This is a genomic window from Halopseudomonas sp. (genome assembly GCF_036961105.1).
In the GTDB taxonomy this organism is placed as follows: Bacteria; Pseudomonadota; Gammaproteobacteria; order Pseudomonadales; family Pseudomonadaceae; genus Halopseudomonas.
Map to the genome: position 1 here is coordinate 16,100 of NZ_JBALWW010000012.1, position 17,245 is coordinate 33,344.

General features: G+C 59.8%; 19 protein-coding genes. 14 read left to right on the forward strand and 5 right to left on the reverse strand.

The genetic code is table 11. The features are described 5' to 3' along the window. Positions 1–16 precede the first annotated feature (16 nt). The 12 genes from V7756_RS12385 (at position 17) to flhB (ending at position 9,630) form a co-directional block, all read left to right on the forward strand. Positions 17–322 (forward strand): STAS domain-containing protein, encoded by a 306-nt coding sequence (locus V7756_RS12385; protein ID WP_335610492.1) that lies wholly within the window; start codon positions 17–19, stop codon positions 320–322. Positions 323–352: 30 nt separating this feature from the next. Then, complete coding sequence (locus V7756_RS12390; RefSeq protein ID WP_335610493.1) at positions 353–2,029, forward strand: fused response regulator/phosphatase; 1,677 nt, start codon at positions 353–355, stop codon at positions 2,027–2,029. 84 nt (positions 2,030–2,113) lie between these two features. Beyond that, positions 2,114–2,449: an Hpt domain-containing protein gene (locus V7756_RS12395; RefSeq protein WP_335610494.1), complete on the forward strand. Its 336-nt coding sequence runs from the start codon at positions 2,114–2,116 to the stop codon at positions 2,447–2,449. A 90-nt stretch (positions 2,450–2,539) separates the two neighbouring features. Further along, positions 2,540–4,009 carry a flagellar hook-length control protein FliK gene (locus V7756_RS12400; RefSeq protein ID WP_335610495.1) on the forward strand — a complete coding sequence of 490 codons (1,470 nt, stop codon included), beginning with the start codon at positions 2,540–2,542 and terminating at the stop codon, positions 4,007–4,009. A 236-nt stretch (positions 4,010–4,245) separates the two neighbouring features. Beyond that, a complete protein-coding gene (locus V7756_RS12405; protein WP_335610496.1) occupies positions 4,246–4,758 on the forward strand; it encodes a flagellar basal body-associated FliL family protein in 513 nt (170 codons plus the stop codon). A gap of 9 nt (positions 4,759–4,767) precedes the next feature. Further along, on the forward strand, positions 4,768–5,739 hold the full coding sequence (fliM, locus tag V7756_RS12410; protein ID WP_335610497.1) for a flagellar motor switch protein FliM: 972 nt from the start codon (positions 4,768–4,770) through the stop codon (positions 5,737–5,739). A 45-nt stretch (positions 5,740–5,784) separates the two neighbouring features. Continuing rightward, positions 5,785–6,252, forward strand: coding sequence for a flagellar motor switch protein FliN (gene fliN, locus V7756_RS12415; protein WP_335610498.1), 468 nt, complete (start codon positions 5,785–5,787; stop codon positions 6,250–6,252). An 8-nt stretch (positions 6,253–6,260) separates the two neighbouring features. Further along, positions 6,261–6,695, forward strand: coding sequence for a flagellar biosynthetic protein FliO (gene fliO, locus V7756_RS12420; protein ID WP_335610499.1), 435 nt, complete (start codon positions 6,261–6,263; stop codon positions 6,693–6,695). Then, a complete protein-coding gene (fliP, locus tag V7756_RS12425; RefSeq protein ID WP_335610500.1) occupies positions 6,692–7,444 on the forward strand; it encodes a flagellar type III secretion system pore protein FliP in 753 nt (250 codons plus the stop codon). The genes fliO and fliP overlap by 4 nt, the downstream gene beginning before the upstream one ends. Positions 7,445–7,454: 10 nt before the next feature. Further along, the gene (fliQ, locus tag V7756_RS12430) at positions 7,455–7,724 is read left to right on the forward strand and encodes a flagellar biosynthesis protein FliQ (RefSeq protein WP_335610501.1); all 270 of its coding nucleotides are present in this window, start codon (positions 7,455–7,457) and stop codon (positions 7,722–7,724) included. Further along, complete coding sequence (fliR, locus tag V7756_RS12435) at positions 7,724–8,500, forward strand: flagellar biosynthetic protein FliR (protein WP_335610502.1); 777 nt, start codon at positions 7,724–7,726, stop codon at positions 8,498–8,500. Before fliQ ends, fliR begins: the two co-directional genes overlap by 1 nt. Continuing rightward, a complete protein-coding gene (gene flhB, locus V7756_RS12440) occupies positions 8,500–9,630 on the forward strand; it encodes a flagellar biosynthesis protein FlhB (RefSeq protein ID WP_335610503.1) in 1,131 nt (376 codons plus the stop codon). The genes fliR and flhB overlap by 1 nt, the downstream gene beginning before the upstream one ends. A gap of 2 nt (positions 9,631–9,632) precedes the next feature. On the opposite strand, the gene V7756_RS12445 is transcribed toward flhB, so the two are convergent. Together V7756_RS12445 and pomA are read right to left on the reverse strand one after the other, a co-directional pair. Continuing rightward, complete coding sequence (locus tag V7756_RS12445; protein ID WP_335610504.1) at positions 9,633–10,559, reverse strand: flagellar motor protein MotB; 927 nt, start codon at positions 10,557–10,559, stop codon at positions 9,633–9,635. Continuing rightward, positions 10,559–11,332, reverse strand: coding sequence for a flagellar motor protein PomA (gene pomA, locus V7756_RS12450; RefSeq protein ID WP_335610505.1), 774 nt, complete (start codon positions 11,330–11,332; stop codon positions 10,559–10,561). The genes V7756_RS12445 and pomA overlap by 1 nt, the downstream gene beginning before the upstream one ends. Before the next feature lie 158 nt (positions 11,333–11,490). Here pomA and V7756_RS12455 point away from each other — a divergent pair, with 158 nt between their 5' ends. Next, the gene (locus V7756_RS12455) at positions 11,491–12,207 is read left to right on the forward strand and encodes an SIMPL domain-containing protein (protein WP_335610506.1); all 717 of its coding nucleotides are present in this window, start codon (positions 11,491–11,493) and stop codon (positions 12,205–12,207) included. A 17-nt stretch (positions 12,208–12,224) separates the two neighbouring features. On the opposite strand, the gene V7756_RS12460 is transcribed toward V7756_RS12455, so the two are convergent. Continuing rightward, positions 12,225–12,989: an alpha/beta fold hydrolase gene (locus V7756_RS12460; RefSeq protein ID WP_335610507.1), complete on the reverse strand. Its 765-nt coding sequence runs from the start codon at positions 12,987–12,989 to the stop codon at positions 12,225–12,227. A gap of 105 nt (positions 12,990–13,094) precedes the next feature. Here V7756_RS12460 and V7756_RS12465 point away from each other — a divergent pair, with 105 nt between their 5' ends. Further along, positions 13,095–14,000 (forward strand): alpha/beta fold hydrolase, encoded by a 906-nt coding sequence (locus V7756_RS12465; protein WP_335610508.1) that lies wholly within the window; start codon positions 13,095–13,097, stop codon positions 13,998–14,000. 7 nt (positions 14,001–14,007) lie between these two features. Here V7756_RS12465 and V7756_RS12470 read toward each other — a convergent pair whose 3' ends face one another. Then, the gene (locus V7756_RS12470; RefSeq protein ID WP_335610509.1) at positions 14,008–15,603 is read right to left on the reverse strand and encodes a cation:proton antiporter family protein; all 1,596 of its coding nucleotides are present in this window, start codon (positions 15,601–15,603) and stop codon (positions 14,008–14,010) included. 193 nt (positions 15,604–15,796) lie between these two features. Next, entirely contained in the window at positions 15,797–17,227 is a 1,431-nt protein-coding gene (locus tag V7756_RS12475) for an aspartate kinase (protein WP_335610510.1), read from the reverse strand. Positions 17,228–17,245: the final 18 nt, after the last annotated feature.

The window sequence follows — 17,245 nt, forward strand, 5'->3', positions numbered from 1 at the left end:
AAGCCAGGGAGAAATCATGTCGATTCAGGCAACTTTATCGGCGGACAGCCAAGTGCTGACCATCAACGTGAAGGGGCGTTTTGACTTTGGTGCCCATCAGGATTTTCGCAATGCCTACGAGCGTAGCGGTCTGACCCCGCAAAAGTATGTCGTTGATCTGCATGAAACCGACTATATCGATAGCTCAGCCCTTGGCATGTTGTTGCTACTGCGCGACCATGCTGGTGGTGACCACGCCGATATCAGCATCGTGCATTGCAATCCCGATGTGCGCAAAGTGCTGAGCATCTCCAATTTCGAACAACTCTTCAGCATCAAGTAGACCGTGGAAGCCCGCTCATCAGCCCCAGCAGTGAGCGGTGCTCCGACGCGGCTGACGGTGCTGGTCGCTGACGACAACCCTGCCGACCGCATGATTTTGGGCCGTCTGGTGGAGCGTCTGGGGCACCAGGTGTGTCTGGCCGAAAATGGCCAGGTGGCGGTGGAAGCCTTCGCGCGTAGCCAACCGGATATAGTTCTGCTTGATGCCTTGATGCCGGTGATGGATGGCTTTGAGGCTGCGCGCCTGATCAAGCAGCAGGCGGGTGAAGACTTGGTGCCCATCATTTTTCTCACCAGTCTGACCGAGACCGATGCCCTGGTGCAGTGCCTGCAGGCCGGCGGCGACGATTTTTTGACCAAGCCCTACAATCCGGTGATCCTGGACGCCAAGATCAGCGCCTTCCGCCGCATGCGCGAGATGCACCAGACGCTGCAGGCGCAGCGCGATGTAATTGCCGCGCAGCACGCCAGCCTGGTGCAGGATCAGGAGCTGGCCAAGATAATCTTCGACCGGGTAGCGCATTCAGGTGCCCTGAATCACAGCAGCCTGCGTTATCTGCAGTCGCCGTACGCCATGTTCAACGGTGACATTCTGCTCGCCGCCAATCGGCCCTCCGGCGAAATGCATTTGTTGCTCGGCGACTTTACCGGCCACGGTTTGCCGGCGGCCATTGGCGCCATGCCGCTGGCGGAAGTCTTTTACGCCATGACGGCCAAAGGTTTCAGTCTGCGCGATATCCTGGTTGAGCTGAATAACAAGCTGGCGACCATATTGCCAGTGGGAATCTTCTGTTGCGCGGTGCTGATTGAGGTCAACCCGGCCAAGGGGCTGGTCGAAGTCTGGAATGGCGGTTTGCCGGAGGTCATGATACTCGGCTGTGCGGCGGAGCTGCTGCGCAGTATTCCCTCGACGCACCTGCCGCTGGGTGTGGCCAGCCGAGAGCGATTCAATCCGGAGCCGGTGGTAATGGTGATGCGCCCCGGCGAGCGGTTGCTGTGCTGGACCGATGGCGTGATCGAAAGCCGCAATCAGGCGGGGCAACAGTTTGGCGAGGCTGGCGTACACGAGGTGCTGGACACCTACATAGGCCACCCGGCAAAGGTGTTTGACGGGCTACTCAACGCGCTGGAGCTTTTTCACGGCAGTCCCGAAGACGATGTCAGTCTGCTTCAGGTGGTCATGCCGGAATCCGAAGCCCGGTCAGTTGCTCGGCCGGCGTCCACGCCTGTACTCGAGCCGGCACAGGACTGGCGATTAAGTTACACCTACCGTGCCGCGTCAATTCGGGAGCAGAATCCCTTGCCCTTCCTGCTGGCGCGATTGCTGGAAATACCCGGTCTGCGCCCGCAGGCGGGAGCGTTGTTTACGGTGCTCAGCGAGCTCTACAGCAATGCACTCGAGCACGGCCTGTTGCAGCTGGATTCGGCCTGGAAGCAGGATTCTGATGGCTTCGCACTCTACTATCAGGAGCGCGGCGAGCGTCTGCGCACCCTGACCGAAGGGTGGATCCGGGTCACCCTCAATCACCATCCGACTGCGTCTGGCGGCATGTTGCAGATCGAATGCGAAGACAGTGGGGCGGGTTTTGATCCGGCGTGCGCCGCGGCTGACTACGCCGGACGCGGCCTGGCACTGGTGACGGCTTTGGCTGAGGATGTGGAGGTGGACGGTGTCGGCAGCCGGGTCAGGGTGGCCTTCAGTTGGTAGCTTGGGCATACTGCCGGCGTGGACAGCAACACTCGCAAGGTCGCTGCCCAACCAACAGGCACCCAGATACAGGTTTAGTAACTCATGTCAGATCAGTTACCCGACGTCGATAATGCTGCGCTTGAAGCGCTGCGTGAATTGATGCAGGAAGACTATCCGTTGTTGTTGGAAACCTTTCTGGGTGACGCCAAGCTGCGTCTGAGTCAATTGCGTGAAGCTCTGGTCAACGAAGATCTGGAGGCTTACCGCCAGGCTGCCCACAGCTTCAAGGGCAGTTGCGGCAACATGGGCGCGCTAGCGCTCGAGCGCGCCTGTTTGAATGCCGAAAACGCGGCCTTGCAGGGCGATACTGCCGACGCGTCCTATTGTTATTCTCGAATCCGGGAACGCTTCACCCGTCTTCAGGCGCAGCTTTCCTAACCGATCTCGCCGCACCGCTACCGGTTGGCCTGCAGATTGCAAGTTGCTTGCAAACGCACGCTTTATTGCCGCACGGGTGGAGATTCCAAGATGCCAATTGGGCAAAACATGATGACGCTGATGAGCGTCGAGTTACCGCGCGATCAGCTCGCCGGGGTTGCTTCGGGCAAGGCTGAGAGTGGCAAGGCTGAGGGTTTTGGCGCTTTTTCATCGATTCTGGCGGCGCAACAGCCGGCTGAACTCAGAGCGATGTTGAATCAACTGAGCCACCCGCAGGGCGAAGATACGGACCAGGATGCGGCAGCAGCGGACTTTGCCGCCGACGGCAACAGCTTGCCGCTTGAGATCAGAGATTGGCTGCAAAAGCTGGCAAACCTGGAATCGCCTGCGCCCATGGATTCGGCGCAGATAACGGATACGCAGCCAGCCACCGAGACCGCTGAGGGCGAAAGCCAGGAGGCGATGGATCTGTTGGCTAATCTGAGCACTCAGTGGCAGCAATGGTTGGCGCAGTTGCCGCAGCAGGAGGTGACAGCAGCATCTGGCACGACCGCTTCATCACCGGCAGGCGTTGCTGACGCCCTGACTGAACTGAGCGCGGCGGATGCCGAGAAGCTCTTGCAGCAGTTGGCGGCTGCACAAGCTGGCGCCGGTTTGCCTGGCGACAAGGTATTGCCTGCTACCGGGTTAGCGCAGGGCGCTTTGAGTTTGCCGGAAATGCTCGCGCAGCTGCGTTCGGCGATCGCAGGATCGGCTACCAGCGAAGCAGGTAGCTCTGCGGCGACTGCCGCAACCGATGACGAAGCTGAGGTGGCAACCCATGGCAAGACCGGGGCCAGCGTGGCAGATGACAAGCTGCTGATGGCCAGGCAGGCCAATCCGGCAGATCAGGCGCAAGCCACCCAGCGGGTTGCTACCCTGGCGGCGGCGATGGATCCGCAAGGCGTGTTTGCTGCCCGCCTGGCCGAACAGAAAGCGCAGGACACGGCCAAGCCTGGTAGCACCACGATTGATGCCCTGGACGCGCAGTCCGGCACCGCGGCCAGCACTGGCGCCGCGCCCAATGCCCTGACCCAGCGGCCCGTTGCGGCCGCGACTCAGGCGCTCGCGGTGCCATTCGGTCAGAGTGGCTGGAGCGAGTCGGTGGTCAACAAGGTCATGTGGATGTCTAGCCAGAACTTGAAGAGCGTGGAAATCCAGCTTGACCCAGCTGAACTGGGACCCCTGGAAATCAAGATCCAGACCCGCGGACTGGAGCATCAGGTACAGTTTGTCAGCCAGAATCCGGCTGTGCGCGACGCGCTGGAAGCGCAGATGCACCGTTTGCGCGATTCTTTTGCGCAGCAGGGGCTGGACCAGTTGGACGTCTCGGTGTCTGATGGTGGTCAGGGTCAGCAATCGGGCAGCGAGGCGCGCGGCAGCTTTGCCCAGACCGAGGATGGCGCTGGCCGTGCTGGTAACGGAAGAGGCGGCGTGGCAGCGGCTGGTGAGGACGAGCTCCCCATGGCCGCTGCGCAGAATATCGTTGCCAATAACCGGCTTGTCGACTATTACGCCTGAGTGACGCGGCGCTTCGCCGTTCTGCTGCGTTCTTTGCCAGCCCCGGTGTCAGGCGGCTGGCAAAGACATTTCCCCGCTTTCCCTTTATCCTATGTTGATCCGGCGCTGGTAGCCGAGCACAGGCGCTGTCCCTGAGCTATCCTGCGACCAGTCGGTATGGAAATGCACGGGCTGGCACGCTCAATGCATCTGCCACAATAACAGGGGAAAACCCGCGAGAGTGACGGAATATTGTCATGGCGAAACAAGCAGATAAAGCCGCGATAGAAGAAGGGCAGGAGAAGCCTGCCAAGAGTCGCAAAAAACTATTCATCCTGATTGGTATAGGCTTGCTGGCACTTTTGTTGTCAGCGGGTGGCGTAGCCTACTTTCTGCTCTCCGGGGAAGATGAGGAGGCCGCCGCTGAGGTGCCTGCCGAGCCGGTCAGGCAGGTGGCCATTTACCAGGCGCTGGAACCCCCCTTTGTGGTGAATTACAGCGATGGTGGCCGGCAACGCTACATGCAGGTCAGCGTGGTGCTCATGGGGCGCAATGCTGAAGGTATGGCCAAGCTCAATCAGCATTTGCCGCTGATTCGCAATCAGTTGGTCATGCTGTTTGGCAGTGAAGAGTTCTCCTCACTGATGAGTCCGGAAGGCAAGGAAGCGCTGCGCGAAAAAGCCGGTCTGGCCGTCAAGGCGCTGCTGGAGAAGGAAGTGGGCGACCCGGTCATCGAGTCGGCCCTTTTTACCAACATGGTTTTGCAATAGGAAGCCTTCATGGCCGTACAGGATCTGCTATCCCAGGATGAAATCGATGCCCTGCTGCACGGGGTAGACGACGGTGCCATTGATACCGACCTGGAAAGCGAGCCGGGGTCGATCAAGAGCTACGATCTGACCAGCCAGGATCGCATCGTGCGCGGGCGTATGCCTACGCTGGAAATGATCAACGAACGCTTTGCCCGCTATACCCGCATCAGCATGTTCAATCTCATGCGGCGCTCGGCCGATGTGGCTGTGGGCGGCGTGCAGGTAATGAAGTTCGGCGAGTATGTGCACTCGCTGTACGTGCCCACCAGCCTCAACCTGGTGAAAATGAAACCGCTGCGCGGCACCGCGCTGTTCATACTGGATGCCAAGCTGGTCTTCAAGCTGGTGGACAATTTCTTCGGCGGCGATGGCCGTCACGCCAAGATCGAAGGCCGGGAGTTCACGCCCACGGAGCTGCGCGTGGTGCGCATGGTATTGGACCAGGCCTTTGTCGATCTGAAGGAAGCCTGGCAAGCGGTCCACGATGTACAGTTCGAATACGTCAATTCCGAGGTCAACCCGGCGCTGGCCAATATTGTCAGCCCCAGCGAAGTGGTGGTGGTCTCGACCTTCCATATCGAGCTGGACGGCGGCGGCGGTGATCTGCACGTGACCTTCCCTTACTCGATGATCGAGCCGCTGCGCGAAGTGCTGGATTCGGGTGTGCAGTCCGATGTCGACGAGCACGACGAGCGCTGGGTGCGCGCATTGCGTGAAGAAATCACCTGCGTCAAGGTGCCGCTCACCGCCACAGTGGTAAAGAGCCAGCTCAAGCTCAACGACCTGCTCAGTATGCAACCGGGTGATGTGATCCCGGTGGAACTGCCCGACTACATGGTGCTCTGTGCCAATGGCGTACCGACCTTCAAGGCCAAGTTGGGCTCGGTGAAGGGCAATCTGGCGCTGCAGATTCTAGGGCCGCTGGTTCGGCCACGTTAGGCCGCACCAGTCCCCTACCCGTATCAATAACAGAGGAACAGCACTATGGCTGATGACAAGAACCCGGCCGAGGTCACTCCAGAGGAGCAGGCGCTGGCGGATGAGTGGGCGGCCGCGCTGGACGAGGCGGGTGATGCCAGTCAGGACGATATTGATGCCATGCTGGCACAGAGCGATGCCCAGCCGCGCATGCCCATGGAAGAGTTCAACGCCCCGGCCAAAGGTGGCGATGAGGGATTTGATCCGGGTGACAGCCCCAATCTGGATGTGATTCTCGACATCCCGGTGACCATCTCGATGGAGGTGGGCAACACTGACATCACCATTCGCAACCTGCTGCAACTCAACCAGGGCTCGGTAGTCGAACTGGATCGTCTCGCTGGCGAGCCGCTGGATGTCAAGGTCAACGGTACCCTGATCGCGCATGGTGAAGTGGTGGTGGTCAACGAGAAGTTCGGCATCCGTCTGACCGATGTCATCAGTCCCACCGAACGCATCAAGAAACTGCGGTGAGCATGCACATGCCCCGCCTGCTGTTGCTGCCGTGTTCTCTTCTGCCCGGCCTGGCGCTGGCTGCAGTGGCGCCGGCAGCCGATGCGGACGCCGCTACCGCCACCGGTTCGCTGATCGGCCAGTTGCTGCAGTTGGCTCTGGGTCTGGCGGTAGTCGTGGGCATGATCCTTCTGCTGGGTTACCTGATGCGTCGCGTCGGCCCGCTGGCGCCGCAGGGCGGCCAGCACATCAAGCTGGTCAGTACTCTGCCCCTGGGGCCGCGTGACAGATTGCTGCTGGTGGACGTGGGCGGCACCCAGATGCTGCTGGGTACCTCGCCCGGACGCATCAATACCCTGTATGTGTTCGATGAGCCGGTGGCAGACCTGGCTGTTGCTGCTACTGGCAATGGCGATTTTGCTCGCAAGCTGCAGGCCATGCTGAAACGGGGAGCCGACTCATGATGCGCTGGATATGGCTGCTGTTGCTGTTGGCGGCACCGTCGGTCTGGGCGCAGAGTGCGGGTGATCCGCTGAGTCTGCCGGCCATCACCCTGAGCACCGACGCTGACGGCGAGCAGACCTATTCGGTCAGCCTGCAGATTCTGTTGCTGATGTCGGCGCTGACCTTCATCCCGGCCTTCGTGATGATGATGACCAGCTTCACCCGCATCATTATCGTGTTTGCCATACTGCGTCAGGCCCTGGGTCTGCAGCAGACCCCCTCGAGCCAGATCATGGTGGGGCTGGCGCTGTTTCTGACCTTGTTCATCATGGCGCCGATCTTCGAGGAGATTAACCAGACTGCCCTGCAGCCTTATATAAACGAGCAGATGCAGGCGCAGGAGGCCATCGAGGTGGCCAGTGGCCCGATGCGCGAGTTCATGCTGGCGCAGACTCGCGAGACCGATCTCGAGCTCTTCGTGCGACTGGCCAAGCGCACCGACCTGACCGGGCCGGAGCAGGTTCCCTTTCATATTCTGGTGCCGGCCTTTGTCACCTCCGAGCTGAAGACGGCCTTTCAGATCGGCTTCATGATCTTCATTCCCTTTCTGGTGATCGACCTCGTCGTGGCCAGTGTGTTGATGGCCATGGGTATGATGATGTTGTCGCCGCTGATCATTTCATTGCCATTCAAAATCATGCTTTTCGTACTGGTGGACGGCTGGGCGCTGATTATCGGCACCCTGGCCGCCAGCTTTGCGGTGAGCTAGGAGAGCCGCGATGACGCCAGAAGTTGCCGTTGATCTGTTCCGCCAGGCACTGTGGCTGACGGGCATCATGGTGGCCGTGGTAGTGATGCCGAGCCTGTTGATTGGTCTGGTGGTGGCCATGTTTCAGGCCGCCACCCAGATCAACGAGCAGACGCTCAGTTTTCTGCCGCGTCTGCTGGTTACCTTTCTTACCCTGATCTGGCTGGGACCCTGGCTGACCACCCAGCTGATCGAGTTCACGGACAATCTGTATCGCAATATTCCGGGGCTGATCGGCTGATGATTGATCTGTCCAGCGCAGAGCTCAGCCGCTGGGTCTCGAGCTATCTCTGGGTCTTGTTTCGCATCGCCAGTGTGCTGATGACCATGCCGGTGTTTGGTACCCAGTTGGTGCCTGCGCGCATACGGCTGTACTTCGCTCTGGCACTGACCCTGCTGGTAGCACCGCAGATCCCTGAGGTGCCAACGCTGGATGCGCTGTCGCTGAGTACCTGGACCATTATCGCCGAGCAGATCCTCATAGGCGCGGCCATGGGGTTCTCCTTGCAACTGCTCTTTCAGATCCACGTGCTGGCCGGGCAGATTGTGGCCATGCAGATGGGCCTGGGATTTGCTTCCATGAACGATCCGAGCATGGGTATTTCGGTGGCGGTGGTTGCCCAGGTGTTTACCATGCTGGTGACCTTGCTGTTTCTGGCAATGAACGGCCATCTGGTGGTGCTCGAGGTGCTGGTCGAGAGCTTCACCACACTGCCGATTGGTGAGACCCTGGCCGCCACCGACTTCGAGGCTCTGGTGTACCGCTTCTCCTGGGTGATGGCCTCGGCCATTCTGATTGGTCTGCCCGCGATTACCGCGCTGTTGATCGTCAACATGGCCTTTGGCGTGATGATGCGCGCTGCGCCGCAGTTGAACATCTTCTCCATCGGCTTTCCGCTGACACTGGTTTTCGGGCTGTTTATTCTCTGGGTCATGTTGAGCAATGTGGTCGGTCAGTACCAGGAGCTGGCGTCCAATGCGCTGGTCTGGCTGCGTGCACTGGTGAGGGCGGGCTGATGGCTGATTCCGACAGTGGTCAGGAAAAAACCGAAGAACCCACGGCGAAACGACTAAAGGAGTCGCGCGACAAGGGGCAGGTGGCCCGCTCACGCGAGCTCAATACCCTGGCGGTGGTGATGGTGGCCGCGCTGGCGCTGCTGATGCTGGGTCCGGAAATGGTGCGCAAGTTGATGAACATCATGATCTTCAACTTCTCCTTCGAGCGCGAGGCGCTGTTTGCCACCGACGCCATGGCGCTCCATCTGTTTGCCTCGGTAAAAGAAGGGCTGATGGTGCTCGCGCCGCTGTTTGCCATGCTGCTGGTGGCCTCCATCGTGGGGCCCATCATGCTCGGCGGCTGGCTGTTCAGTGCCAAGTCGCTGGCTCCCAAATTCGAGCGCATGAACCCGCTAGCCGGCCTCAAACGCATGTTTTCCGTGAAGGCGCTGGTGGAATTGCTCAAGGCATTGGGCAAATTTCTGGTGGTGCTGGCAGCTGCCCTGCTGGTACTGCATCTGCGCACCACGGATTTTCTTACGCTGGGCGATGAGCCACTGGAGCAGGCGATCATCCACAGCGCCTGGGCGCTGGGTTCGGCGCTGCTTATTCTGGCCTCTTCGCTGATTCTGATTGCCGCAGTCGATGTGCCCTTTCAGCTCTGGGACAACAAGCAGAAGCTGCTCATGACCAAGCAGGAAGTGCGCGATGAGTACAAGGACTCCGAAGGCAAACCGGAGGTCAAGGCCAAGGTTCGACAGCTACAGCGGGAAATGGCCGAGCGTCGCATGATGGAGAAAGTGCCCCAGGCGGACGTGGTGATCACCAACCCGACGCATTTCGCCGTGGCACTGAAATACGATCCCTTGAATCGAGGCGCTCCGGTCGTCCTGGCCAAGGGCGCCGATTTCATCGCGCAGAAAATCCGCGAGGTGGCCAACGAGAACGAGATTGTGGTGCTGGAATCGCCGCCGTTGGCCCGGGCGGTGTACTACAGCACTGAACTGGAGCAGGAAATTCCCGCGGGCCTGTATCTGGCAGTGGCCCAGGTGCTGGCATATGTGTTCCAGCTGCGGCAGTACCGAGCCGGGCAGGGCAAGCGCCCCGGGCCTATGCCGGAGCCGCCGATCCCCGACGACTTGAAGAAGTAGACTCAGGGAACTGCTGTGGCGGGCTCGGTTGGCCGGCTCTCTTGCAATTCCAGATCCTTGATCAGGTCACCCAGATCCTCTTCCATCAACTGCCGCAGCTGAGCCTCGTATTCTTCAATCGAGCCAGACAGGTCAATGATGATTTCTACCCGGCGATTGAGTGCGCGGGTGTCTGGCCATTCGTTGCTGGCGCGCGGACGGGTTTCGGCATAACCCTGGACCTTGAGTCGCTCCGCTTGTACCGCATCGCCGATGAGTAGCGCGTTGGCAACTGACGAAGCGCGGGCGGCAGACAGGTCCCAGTTGGACTGGAATCGACTGGTGTGAATCGGGATGTTGTCGGTATGGCCTTCGATGGTGATCTCGCCGGGCAGGCGGGCAATGACATCGGCCACCTTGTCGAGCATGTCTTCAAAGTCTGCGGTCATGTCGGCCGAGCCAGACGGGAAGGAGCCTTTTTCCTCAACCCGGATGACGATTCGCTTGCGATCATGCTCCAGCTGAATTCGCCCTTCCTGCAGCTCGCTCTCCAGCACATCGCGCAGCGCGTCGACACTGGTGTCTATCTGTTGCTCGGTGGTTTCGGTGACCTGCTGCTGCAACTCGCTCTCCAGCGCTTCGCGCAGGGTCTCCAGTTGTGGAGCTTCTTCGCTGGTTTGCTGGCGCACCGTATCTACCGGGGTGGGCTCGGGTTTGCCTGGCGAGAAATTATCGAAGATGGGGCTGGTTCCCATGGGAATATCCAGCGTTGGCACTTCCCGCTGCACACCAAATGCCTTGGATAACTCGCCGGCAATCTGCTTGAATTTCTGCGCGTCGATTTCGGAAAATGACAACAGTAATACGAAAAAGCACATCAGCAGCGACATCAGGTCCGCGAAGGTCATTACCCACGCGGGTATGCCCGGCTTGTCGTCTTCACCATCCATCAGGCGTCTTCCGCTCCGGCAGCGGCTTTGGCCGCCTTGCCACTGGGCAGGTAGCTGCTCAGCAACTGTTCGATGACGCGCGGATTGGTACCTTCCTGAATGGCCAGCACGGCGTCGATCCAGAGTTCCTGCATGCGGGCTTCTTCGGTCATGCGCAGCGCGAGCTTGTCGGCAATGGGGATACAGATCATGGTTGCCAGCATGGCGCCGTAGAGCGTGGTGAGCAGGGCGACTGCCATGGCCGGGCCGATGGACTTGGGGTCTTCCATATTGGACAGCATCTGTACCAGGCCGATCAGGGTGCCGATCATGCCCATGGCTGGCCCCACGTCACCCAGCGCGGTAAAGACCTTGGCGCCCCAACGGTTGCGGTCCAGGGTCAGCAGACGCTCCTTGTCGAGGATGGCCTTGACGGTTTCCTGTGGGTGCCCGTCGATCAGTAACTGAATGCCCTTCTTCAGAAATTCGGACGTGATCTCCTTGTCCTCAAGCGCCAGCAGCCCCTGTTTGCGGGCCACCGTAGCCAGCTCGACCAGCTCGGTGATGCTGTCTTCCACGTCGGGCAGTTTGAAACGGAAGGCGCGACCGGCGACCTTGATTGCGCCAATGAACTGGCCGACGTTGAACTTGGCCAGCACGACAAAAAGGCTGCCGCCAATCACGATCAGCAGGGATGGCACGTTGAAGAATACCTGCGCACCGCTACCCAGCAAGATGGAGGAGGCGATAATTCCGATGGCGCCGATCAGGCCGATAAGTGTCGCGAGATCCACTTTTGCTCCTTGTGTGGGGTGTCGAAGGTACTGCAAAGAAAATTCGGGGCGAGGCCTGTGGGGCGCTATTCTAAGGGTGAAAGCCCGCAAAGTTAAATGCCTTGCGTCAATTCTTTGTCTGTTGAGGCGAGGGTGTCAGTTTTCTACCGGAGGTCTGTATGTCGTCTGTATCTCGTATTGCCTGGGGCAGGGTTTTGGCTGCCGCTCTGATCGCGGTTTCGATGGTATTCATGGCGCTCAGCCTGAAAACCGGCTTGTTGCAGTTTCGCGGCGCCGATCGGGTGGTGAGCGTCAAGGGCCTGGCCGAGCGTGAGGTGGCTGCTGATCTGGCACTTTGGCCGATCAATTTCACCCTCACTGGCAACAGTCTAGACCAGCTGCAGAACGATATAGACGCGCAGCAGGGCCTGGTGCGTTCATTTTTACTGCTCAAGGGCTTCAAGGAGCCGGAGATCCAGTTGTCGGTACCCAAGATTACCGACCAGCACGCCAACAACTACGGCAACAGTCTGCCGCCGGAGCGGTACCGGGCAGAGGTGACAGTGCTGGTGCGTACCGAGGACGTTGATGGCGTGAAGCAGGGTATGCAGTCGGTGGGTGAGTTGGTCAAGTCCGGGATTGCCCTGACGCAGAGCTACGAGTTTCAGCCCAGCTTCCTGTTCACCCAACTGGACAGCATCAAGCCGGACATGATTGCCGATGCTACCCGTGATGCGCGTGCGGCGGCAGATCAGTTTGCCCGCGATGCCGGGGCTCAGGTAGGCAGTATTCGCCGCGCCTCCCAGGGCTATTTCTCCATCGAGGATGTGGATCCCTTTACCCCGGAAACCAAACGCGTGCGAGTGGTCACCAACATCGATTACAGCCTGGATTGACGGCCCGGAAGGGATGTTCAACTGCTGACGAAGGCGGCGATCTCGCGGGGCCAATCGACCAGTTGCGGTATCGAGTCGATGATGCGCAGCTCTGCGTTGGGCAGCGCTGCTGCCAATTGCTCAGCGCTGCTGACCGGATGAGTCGGGTCGCCCTGCCAGGCCAGGATCAGCGCTGGCTGGGACAGGCTTCTCAGTGCCGATGCTGGCGGCAGATCGGAGGCCGCCGCGCCCAGCAGTACGGCGATCAGCAACTCGCGGGAAAAGCCTTTGAGGCTTTCGAGCTGCGCCGCGGCATCCTGCGGGCGCGCCTTTAGCAACCAGTGGGGCAGGGCGGGATTCTGTTGGGAGAGCTGGATGAAAGAGGACATGCCGCGCTGCCTAAGCAGGCGAATCATCTGTTGGTAGCGTGCCTGTTGCGCCTGACGGCTGGCCCAGAGCGTGGGGGGCGTTGCCAATACCAGTTTGCTGATTCGCTCTGGCTGTAGCAGCGCCGCCAGCAGCGCACTGGCACAGCCCATTGACTGACCACCCAGCGCGCAGGGCAGGGGGGCGTGAAGGCGTGCGATCCTCAGCATATCTGCGGCCAGCACTTGCCAGTGATATCGCCGTGCATCCAGCGGTCGCGCCGACAGACCATGGCCGCAGGCATCGTAACGAATCAGCTGCAATGGCGAGGCTGGCTGGTGAAACCAGCCGGTAGACTCATCCTGCGCCATGCTGCCCATCAGGCCGTGCCCCCAGACCAGCGCCGGGCCCGTACCGACTGTTTTCACCTGAAGCATAAGTCATCATTCCCAAGATCGATGCGGCAGCTTAGCAAATGCAGTATGCGCTGACAGCGCCGCCGACGCCGTTTAGACTGGTCGCTTTGTCAGGGGATAAAGTGCATGGAGTTGTTACCCTGGGCGCATGCCACCAGCGCCGGATTTACCCTGCGGGGCTGGCATAGTCCGCCCAGCGGCAAGCCGCTACTGCATTTCCTGCATGGCAACGGCTTCTGCACACGCAGTTATGAGCCCTTGCTGGAATTGCTGGCGGAGGACTTTGATCTCTGGCTCTGTGATCTGCAGGGCCATGGTCAGAGTGACAAAGGCGATAAATTCGTCGGCTGGAATCGCAACGCCGAACTGGCACTGGAAGCGTTTGATGCTGGCCGCGAGCAGTTCGAAGCGGTACCTTACGTGGCTTGTGGCCACAGTTTTGGCGGGGTACTCACTGGGTTGATGCTGTCCGCACGGCCGGAGTTGTTCAAGCGGGCTGTATTGCTGGATCCGGTGTTCTTCCCGCCGGGCTTGATCACCCTGCGCCGTGGCCTGGGTTTGCTGGGATTGCGCAACAACCCGGTAGCCAAGCGTGCCAGCGCCCGTCGCGACAACTGGCCGGACCGGGCTGCGGCCCATGCCGGTTTGTACAATCGCGGCATGTTCCGCGGTTGGCACGATGATGCCTTTGCTGCACACATTGCGCACGCTCTGCGTGACCACCCCGAGCGTGGCGTGGAGCTATGCTGTCATCCCAGCCGTGAGGCAGAGGTGTTCATGACCATGCCGCAAGGGCTGTGGCGGGCGTTGCGGCGTATCCGTACACCTCTGCACATTATCTATGGCGATCGCACCTATCCTTTTGTCGGGGCCAGCGCACGTCGGCTGGCGGGCAGCAGCAATCTTTGTACGGCGCACAAGACAGCCGGAGGGCACTGCTTCATGCTGGAACATCCCCAGCATACCGCCCAGCAGGTTGCTCGTTCGCTGTTGAGCGAGACCGGCAGCGTCAGGACCGGCACCCTGGCCTGAGCTGGTGTCAGGCCGGCAGATCCGGTCTGGCTTGGGCGTCCTCGCTGAGCAACTGTGAACGCTCATGAATGCTGCGCGCCACATGCTCGGCCAGACCGGTGCCAGCTTCGCTCATGGTCAGGTAGGTGTGGTCGGCACCGGCGCTGATGATGCGACGGGCGATATCTTCGTACATGGCATGCGAGACAATCAGGCCATCAAAACCGCGCGAACGCAGCTTCTGTACCGCGATGGTCTTGGCTTCCGCATCGTTCATGGCCAGGATCACCGAGTGGATGTTGGGCATATCCAGGTTCTGCCAGAACACCTGATCTTCCGCGTCGGCAAAGAGCGCGCGGCGACCAGCCTGCAGGCTGGCATCCACTGCGACCGGGTCGGAATCCAGCGCTATGACGTTGAAGCCCTTTTCACAGAGGTTGTCGTACGCGGCTCGGCCGGTGCGGCCCAGGCCCATTACCAGTATCTGCGCGTCGCCCAGGGTGATCGGCTGCTCGTCCGGATGACGAATATTGCGCTCAAAGGGCAGCAGGTAAGGCGAGAGGTGCTCGTATATCGAATGCACTATACGGTTCAGCGGCGCCGACAGCAGAAAGGAGAAGGCCACGGTCAAGGCGAGCGGGATCAGCCACTGCGGCAACACCAGACTGGCCATGATCAGACCGAACTCGCTGTAGTTGGCCAGCGTAAGGCTGCTGAGAAAGGCGCTGCGCGCGCGCAGTTTAAAGCCGACAAAAAGGAAAAAGAACAACAGCGCCTTGAGCGGCAGCAGCAGGGTAAGCACCAGCGCAAATACCAGCGCATGCATGTCCGGCAGACCGCCGAGCCCGATCTGCAAAAAGAAGCCGACCAGAAAGATTTCCTTCAGGCTCCATAGCGACTGGCTCAATTCACCGGCGCGCTTGTGGCTCGCCAGCAGGGCGCCAAAGGCCAGCGCGCCCAGTTCGGAGCTGAGCCCCAGGGCTTCGAAGCCGGCGCCACCCACCACCAATGCCAGCAGCAGGCCCAGCAGCACCATTAGCTCCTCGTGCCCGCTCAGATCCAGCAGTTTGAACAGGATCGGCTTGCTCAGAGGGAGTATGAGTACCATCAGTGCCCAGGCCGATGGGCTTTTGCCGCTGGCGATACTGATGGCCACCAGGGCAATAAGGTCCTGCATGATCAGCACGCCGATGGCGACGCGGCCGTGGAAGGCTCGCAATTCACGCTTGCCTTCCAGCACCTTGGCGGCCAGCACGGTGCTCGAAAACGACAGCGCCATCGCCAGTAACAGGGCTTCACCCAAGGGCAGCTCGAGAAAGTACAGCAGGCCTGCCATCAGCAAACCGGTAGAAAGGCCAAAGTGCAGCAGACTGCCGCCCACCACCTCCGGCCGAATCAGGTTCTTTACCTTGAGTTTGAGACCGACGGTGAACAGCAATAACAAAACGCCAAGGTGGGCGAGGTGCGCCAGTATTTCACTGTCTTCTGGGCCCACGCCTACGCGCGAGCCGAGAGCGGACAATGCGAATCCCGCGCCCAGATAACCAATCAGTGGTGGCAGGCCGATCTGGCGCATGACCAGACCCATGACGAAGGCAAAAGCTATCCATACTGCTTCAATCACCGAAGTATCCCGTATCCATTAATAAAAGACGCAGCGCTGCCCGGCGCGCTGTCCACTGGCTGGCGAAAAAGGGCGCATAGGGTATGGCCGACTATAACGAAGTTTTCAGCTCGGTGCTGGAACCTGGGCGGCGAGAAACAACAGAGCCCGGCAGTTGCCTGCCGGGCTCTGTTGCTCAGGCTGCGAGGTAGGTTCAGGCAGCAACTATGACGTCACCGTGATTCTCCGGCTCGATCAACGCCTGGTGCAGCGAAGCAACCGCGGCGTCGTAGTCTTCTTCCTTGATGACACACTGCATTTCAACCTGGCGGATCGACTGATGAATGGCCTGGATGCTGATGTCGGCAGCCGCCAGCGCCGCGACTGTCTTGGCCAGGATGCCTTTGACCTTGAGATCCGAGCCGATAGCCGAGACGATAGCGATATTGTGAACCCGTACCTCTGCCATCGGATAGTGCTCTTCGATCAGCCGCGAGGCGCGATTGATCATCTTGCGCGAGCCCGATGCGTAGTAAGTGATGCTATTGGCGTCGGAGTCCTTGTTCACCACATACAGCTTGAGCTTTTTCAGCAGCTTGGTGATCTCCAGGTCGTAGCCGACATCGCCGAGCATTTCCTGGTCAAAGACTTCCAGGCCAAACACATCCTTGCGGCCGGCAATGATTTCGACGCAGGGCTTCTCGCTGCAATAGTCCTGGCTGATCAGGGTGCCGCCGTGATCCGGCTCAAAGGCATTCTTGATGCGCAGATGAATGCCGGCGCGCCGTAGCGTACGCGCCGCCTTGGGATGGATAGCCTCCATGCCCAGGTTAGAGAGCTGGTCAGCCACGTCGTAATTGGTCCGGCCAATGGTCACTACCTTGTCCACGCCAACCAGATTCGGGTCGGCACTGGAAAGATGGTATTCCTTGTGAATGATCGCTTCGCGCGCGCTGGTGGTGGCAGCGATCTGCGCAAAGGTGATTTCGCTATATCCACGGTCGAAGGTATTCATCAGGCCTTCGCTGCAATGGGTATAGCCGGTAGCGACCACCAGCTCCTTGCTCAGGTCGATGCCGTCAAAGCTGTCCTTGACCATATCGTTGAAGGCCTTGGGCTCGCTCTGATTCCAGCCGGTAAGGTCGACCAGGCGAGCATTGACACCTTTCTTCTTCAGCGCCAGCACGGTATTGAAAGCGCTGTGTGCTTCGCCCAGAGAGGCGAGCATCTCGCGCACCTTCATCAGGTGCTCGGTGAGCTGAAAGTGGCCGTAGGAGCACAGCTGCTGCAGACTGACCATGCAATCGCGCACATCGCTGATGCGGCCTTCAATAAAGCGATCAGCGGCCTGGCGCTCGTACTCGCCCTTGAACAGCTCGGCGTTCTTGCTGACCATGGCGCTCTGCACGTTATCCAGAGCGTCCAGCCAGGCATCTTCGATATGGGCGTCGGCGAAGCGCTCGTACACGCCGGGCTCGCCGGTCTTCTTGTGCTCCAGCAACATGTTGGTCATGCCGCTGTAGGCAGAGACAACGAAAACACGCTGGTACAGCTCGGTACCCTGACGTTGGCCAATGAAAATGTTGTTCAGTACTTCCTCAAAGCGACTCATTGAAGTGCCGCCGATTTTTTCTACTGTATGCATAGTCCTGGTTTCTGTCGT

Bases quoted from the DNA above. Each gene is read 5' to 3' on its own strand.
- V7756_RS12465 (WP_335610508.1), top strand. From the start codon at position 13,095: ATGGAGTTGTTACCCTGGGCGCATGCCACCAGCGCCGGATTTACCCTG.
- flhB (WP_335610503.1), top strand. From the start codon at position 8,500: ATGGCTGATTCCGACAGTGGTCAGGAAAAAACCGAAGAACCCACGGCG.
- fliP (WP_335610500.1), top strand. From the start codon at position 6,692: ATGATGCGCTGGATATGGCTGCTGTTGCTGTTGGCGGCACCGTCGGTC.
- V7756_RS12395 (WP_335610494.1), top strand. From the start codon at position 2,114: ATGTCAGATCAGTTACCCGACGTCGATAATGCTGCGCTTGAAGCGCTG.
- fliR (WP_335610502.1), top strand. From the start codon at position 7,724: ATGATTGATCTGTCCAGCGCAGAGCTCAGCCGCTGGGTCTCGAGCTAT.
- V7756_RS12455 (WP_335610506.1), top strand. From the start codon at position 11,491: ATGTCGTCTGTATCTCGTATTGCCTGGGGCAGGGTTTTGGCTGCCGCT.
- fliM (WP_335610497.1), top strand. From the start codon at position 4,768: ATGGCCGTACAGGATCTGCTATCCCAGGATGAAATCGATGCCCTGCTG.
- V7756_RS12460 (WP_335610507.1), bottom strand. From the start codon at position 12,989: ATGCTTCAGGTGAAAACAGTCGGTACGGGCCCGGCGCTGGTCTGGGGG.
- V7756_RS12400 (WP_335610495.1), top strand. From the start codon at position 2,540: ATGCCAATTGGGCAAAACATGATGACGCTGATGAGCGTCGAGTTACCG.
- V7756_RS12475 (WP_335610510.1), bottom strand. From the start codon at position 17,227: ATGCATACAGTAGAAAAAATCGGCGGCACTTCAATGAGTCGCTTTGAG.
- V7756_RS12385 (WP_335610492.1), top strand. From the start codon at position 17: ATGTCGATTCAGGCAACTTTATCGGCGGACAGCCAAGTGCTGACCATC.
- V7756_RS12405 (WP_335610496.1), top strand. From the start codon at position 4,246: ATGGCGAAACAAGCAGATAAAGCCGCGATAGAAGAAGGGCAGGAGAAG.
- V7756_RS12445 (WP_335610504.1), bottom strand. From the start codon at position 10,559: ATGGATGGTGAAGACGACAAGCCGGGCATACCCGCGTGGGTAATGACC.
- fliQ (WP_335610501.1), top strand. From the start codon at position 7,455: ATGACGCCAGAAGTTGCCGTTGATCTGTTCCGCCAGGCACTGTGGCTG.
- fliO (WP_335610499.1), top strand. From the start codon at position 6,261: ATGCCCCGCCTGCTGTTGCTGCCGTGTTCTCTTCTGCCCGGCCTGGCG.
- fliN (WP_335610498.1), top strand. From the start codon at position 5,785: ATGGCTGATGACAAGAACCCGGCCGAGGTCACTCCAGAGGAGCAGGCG.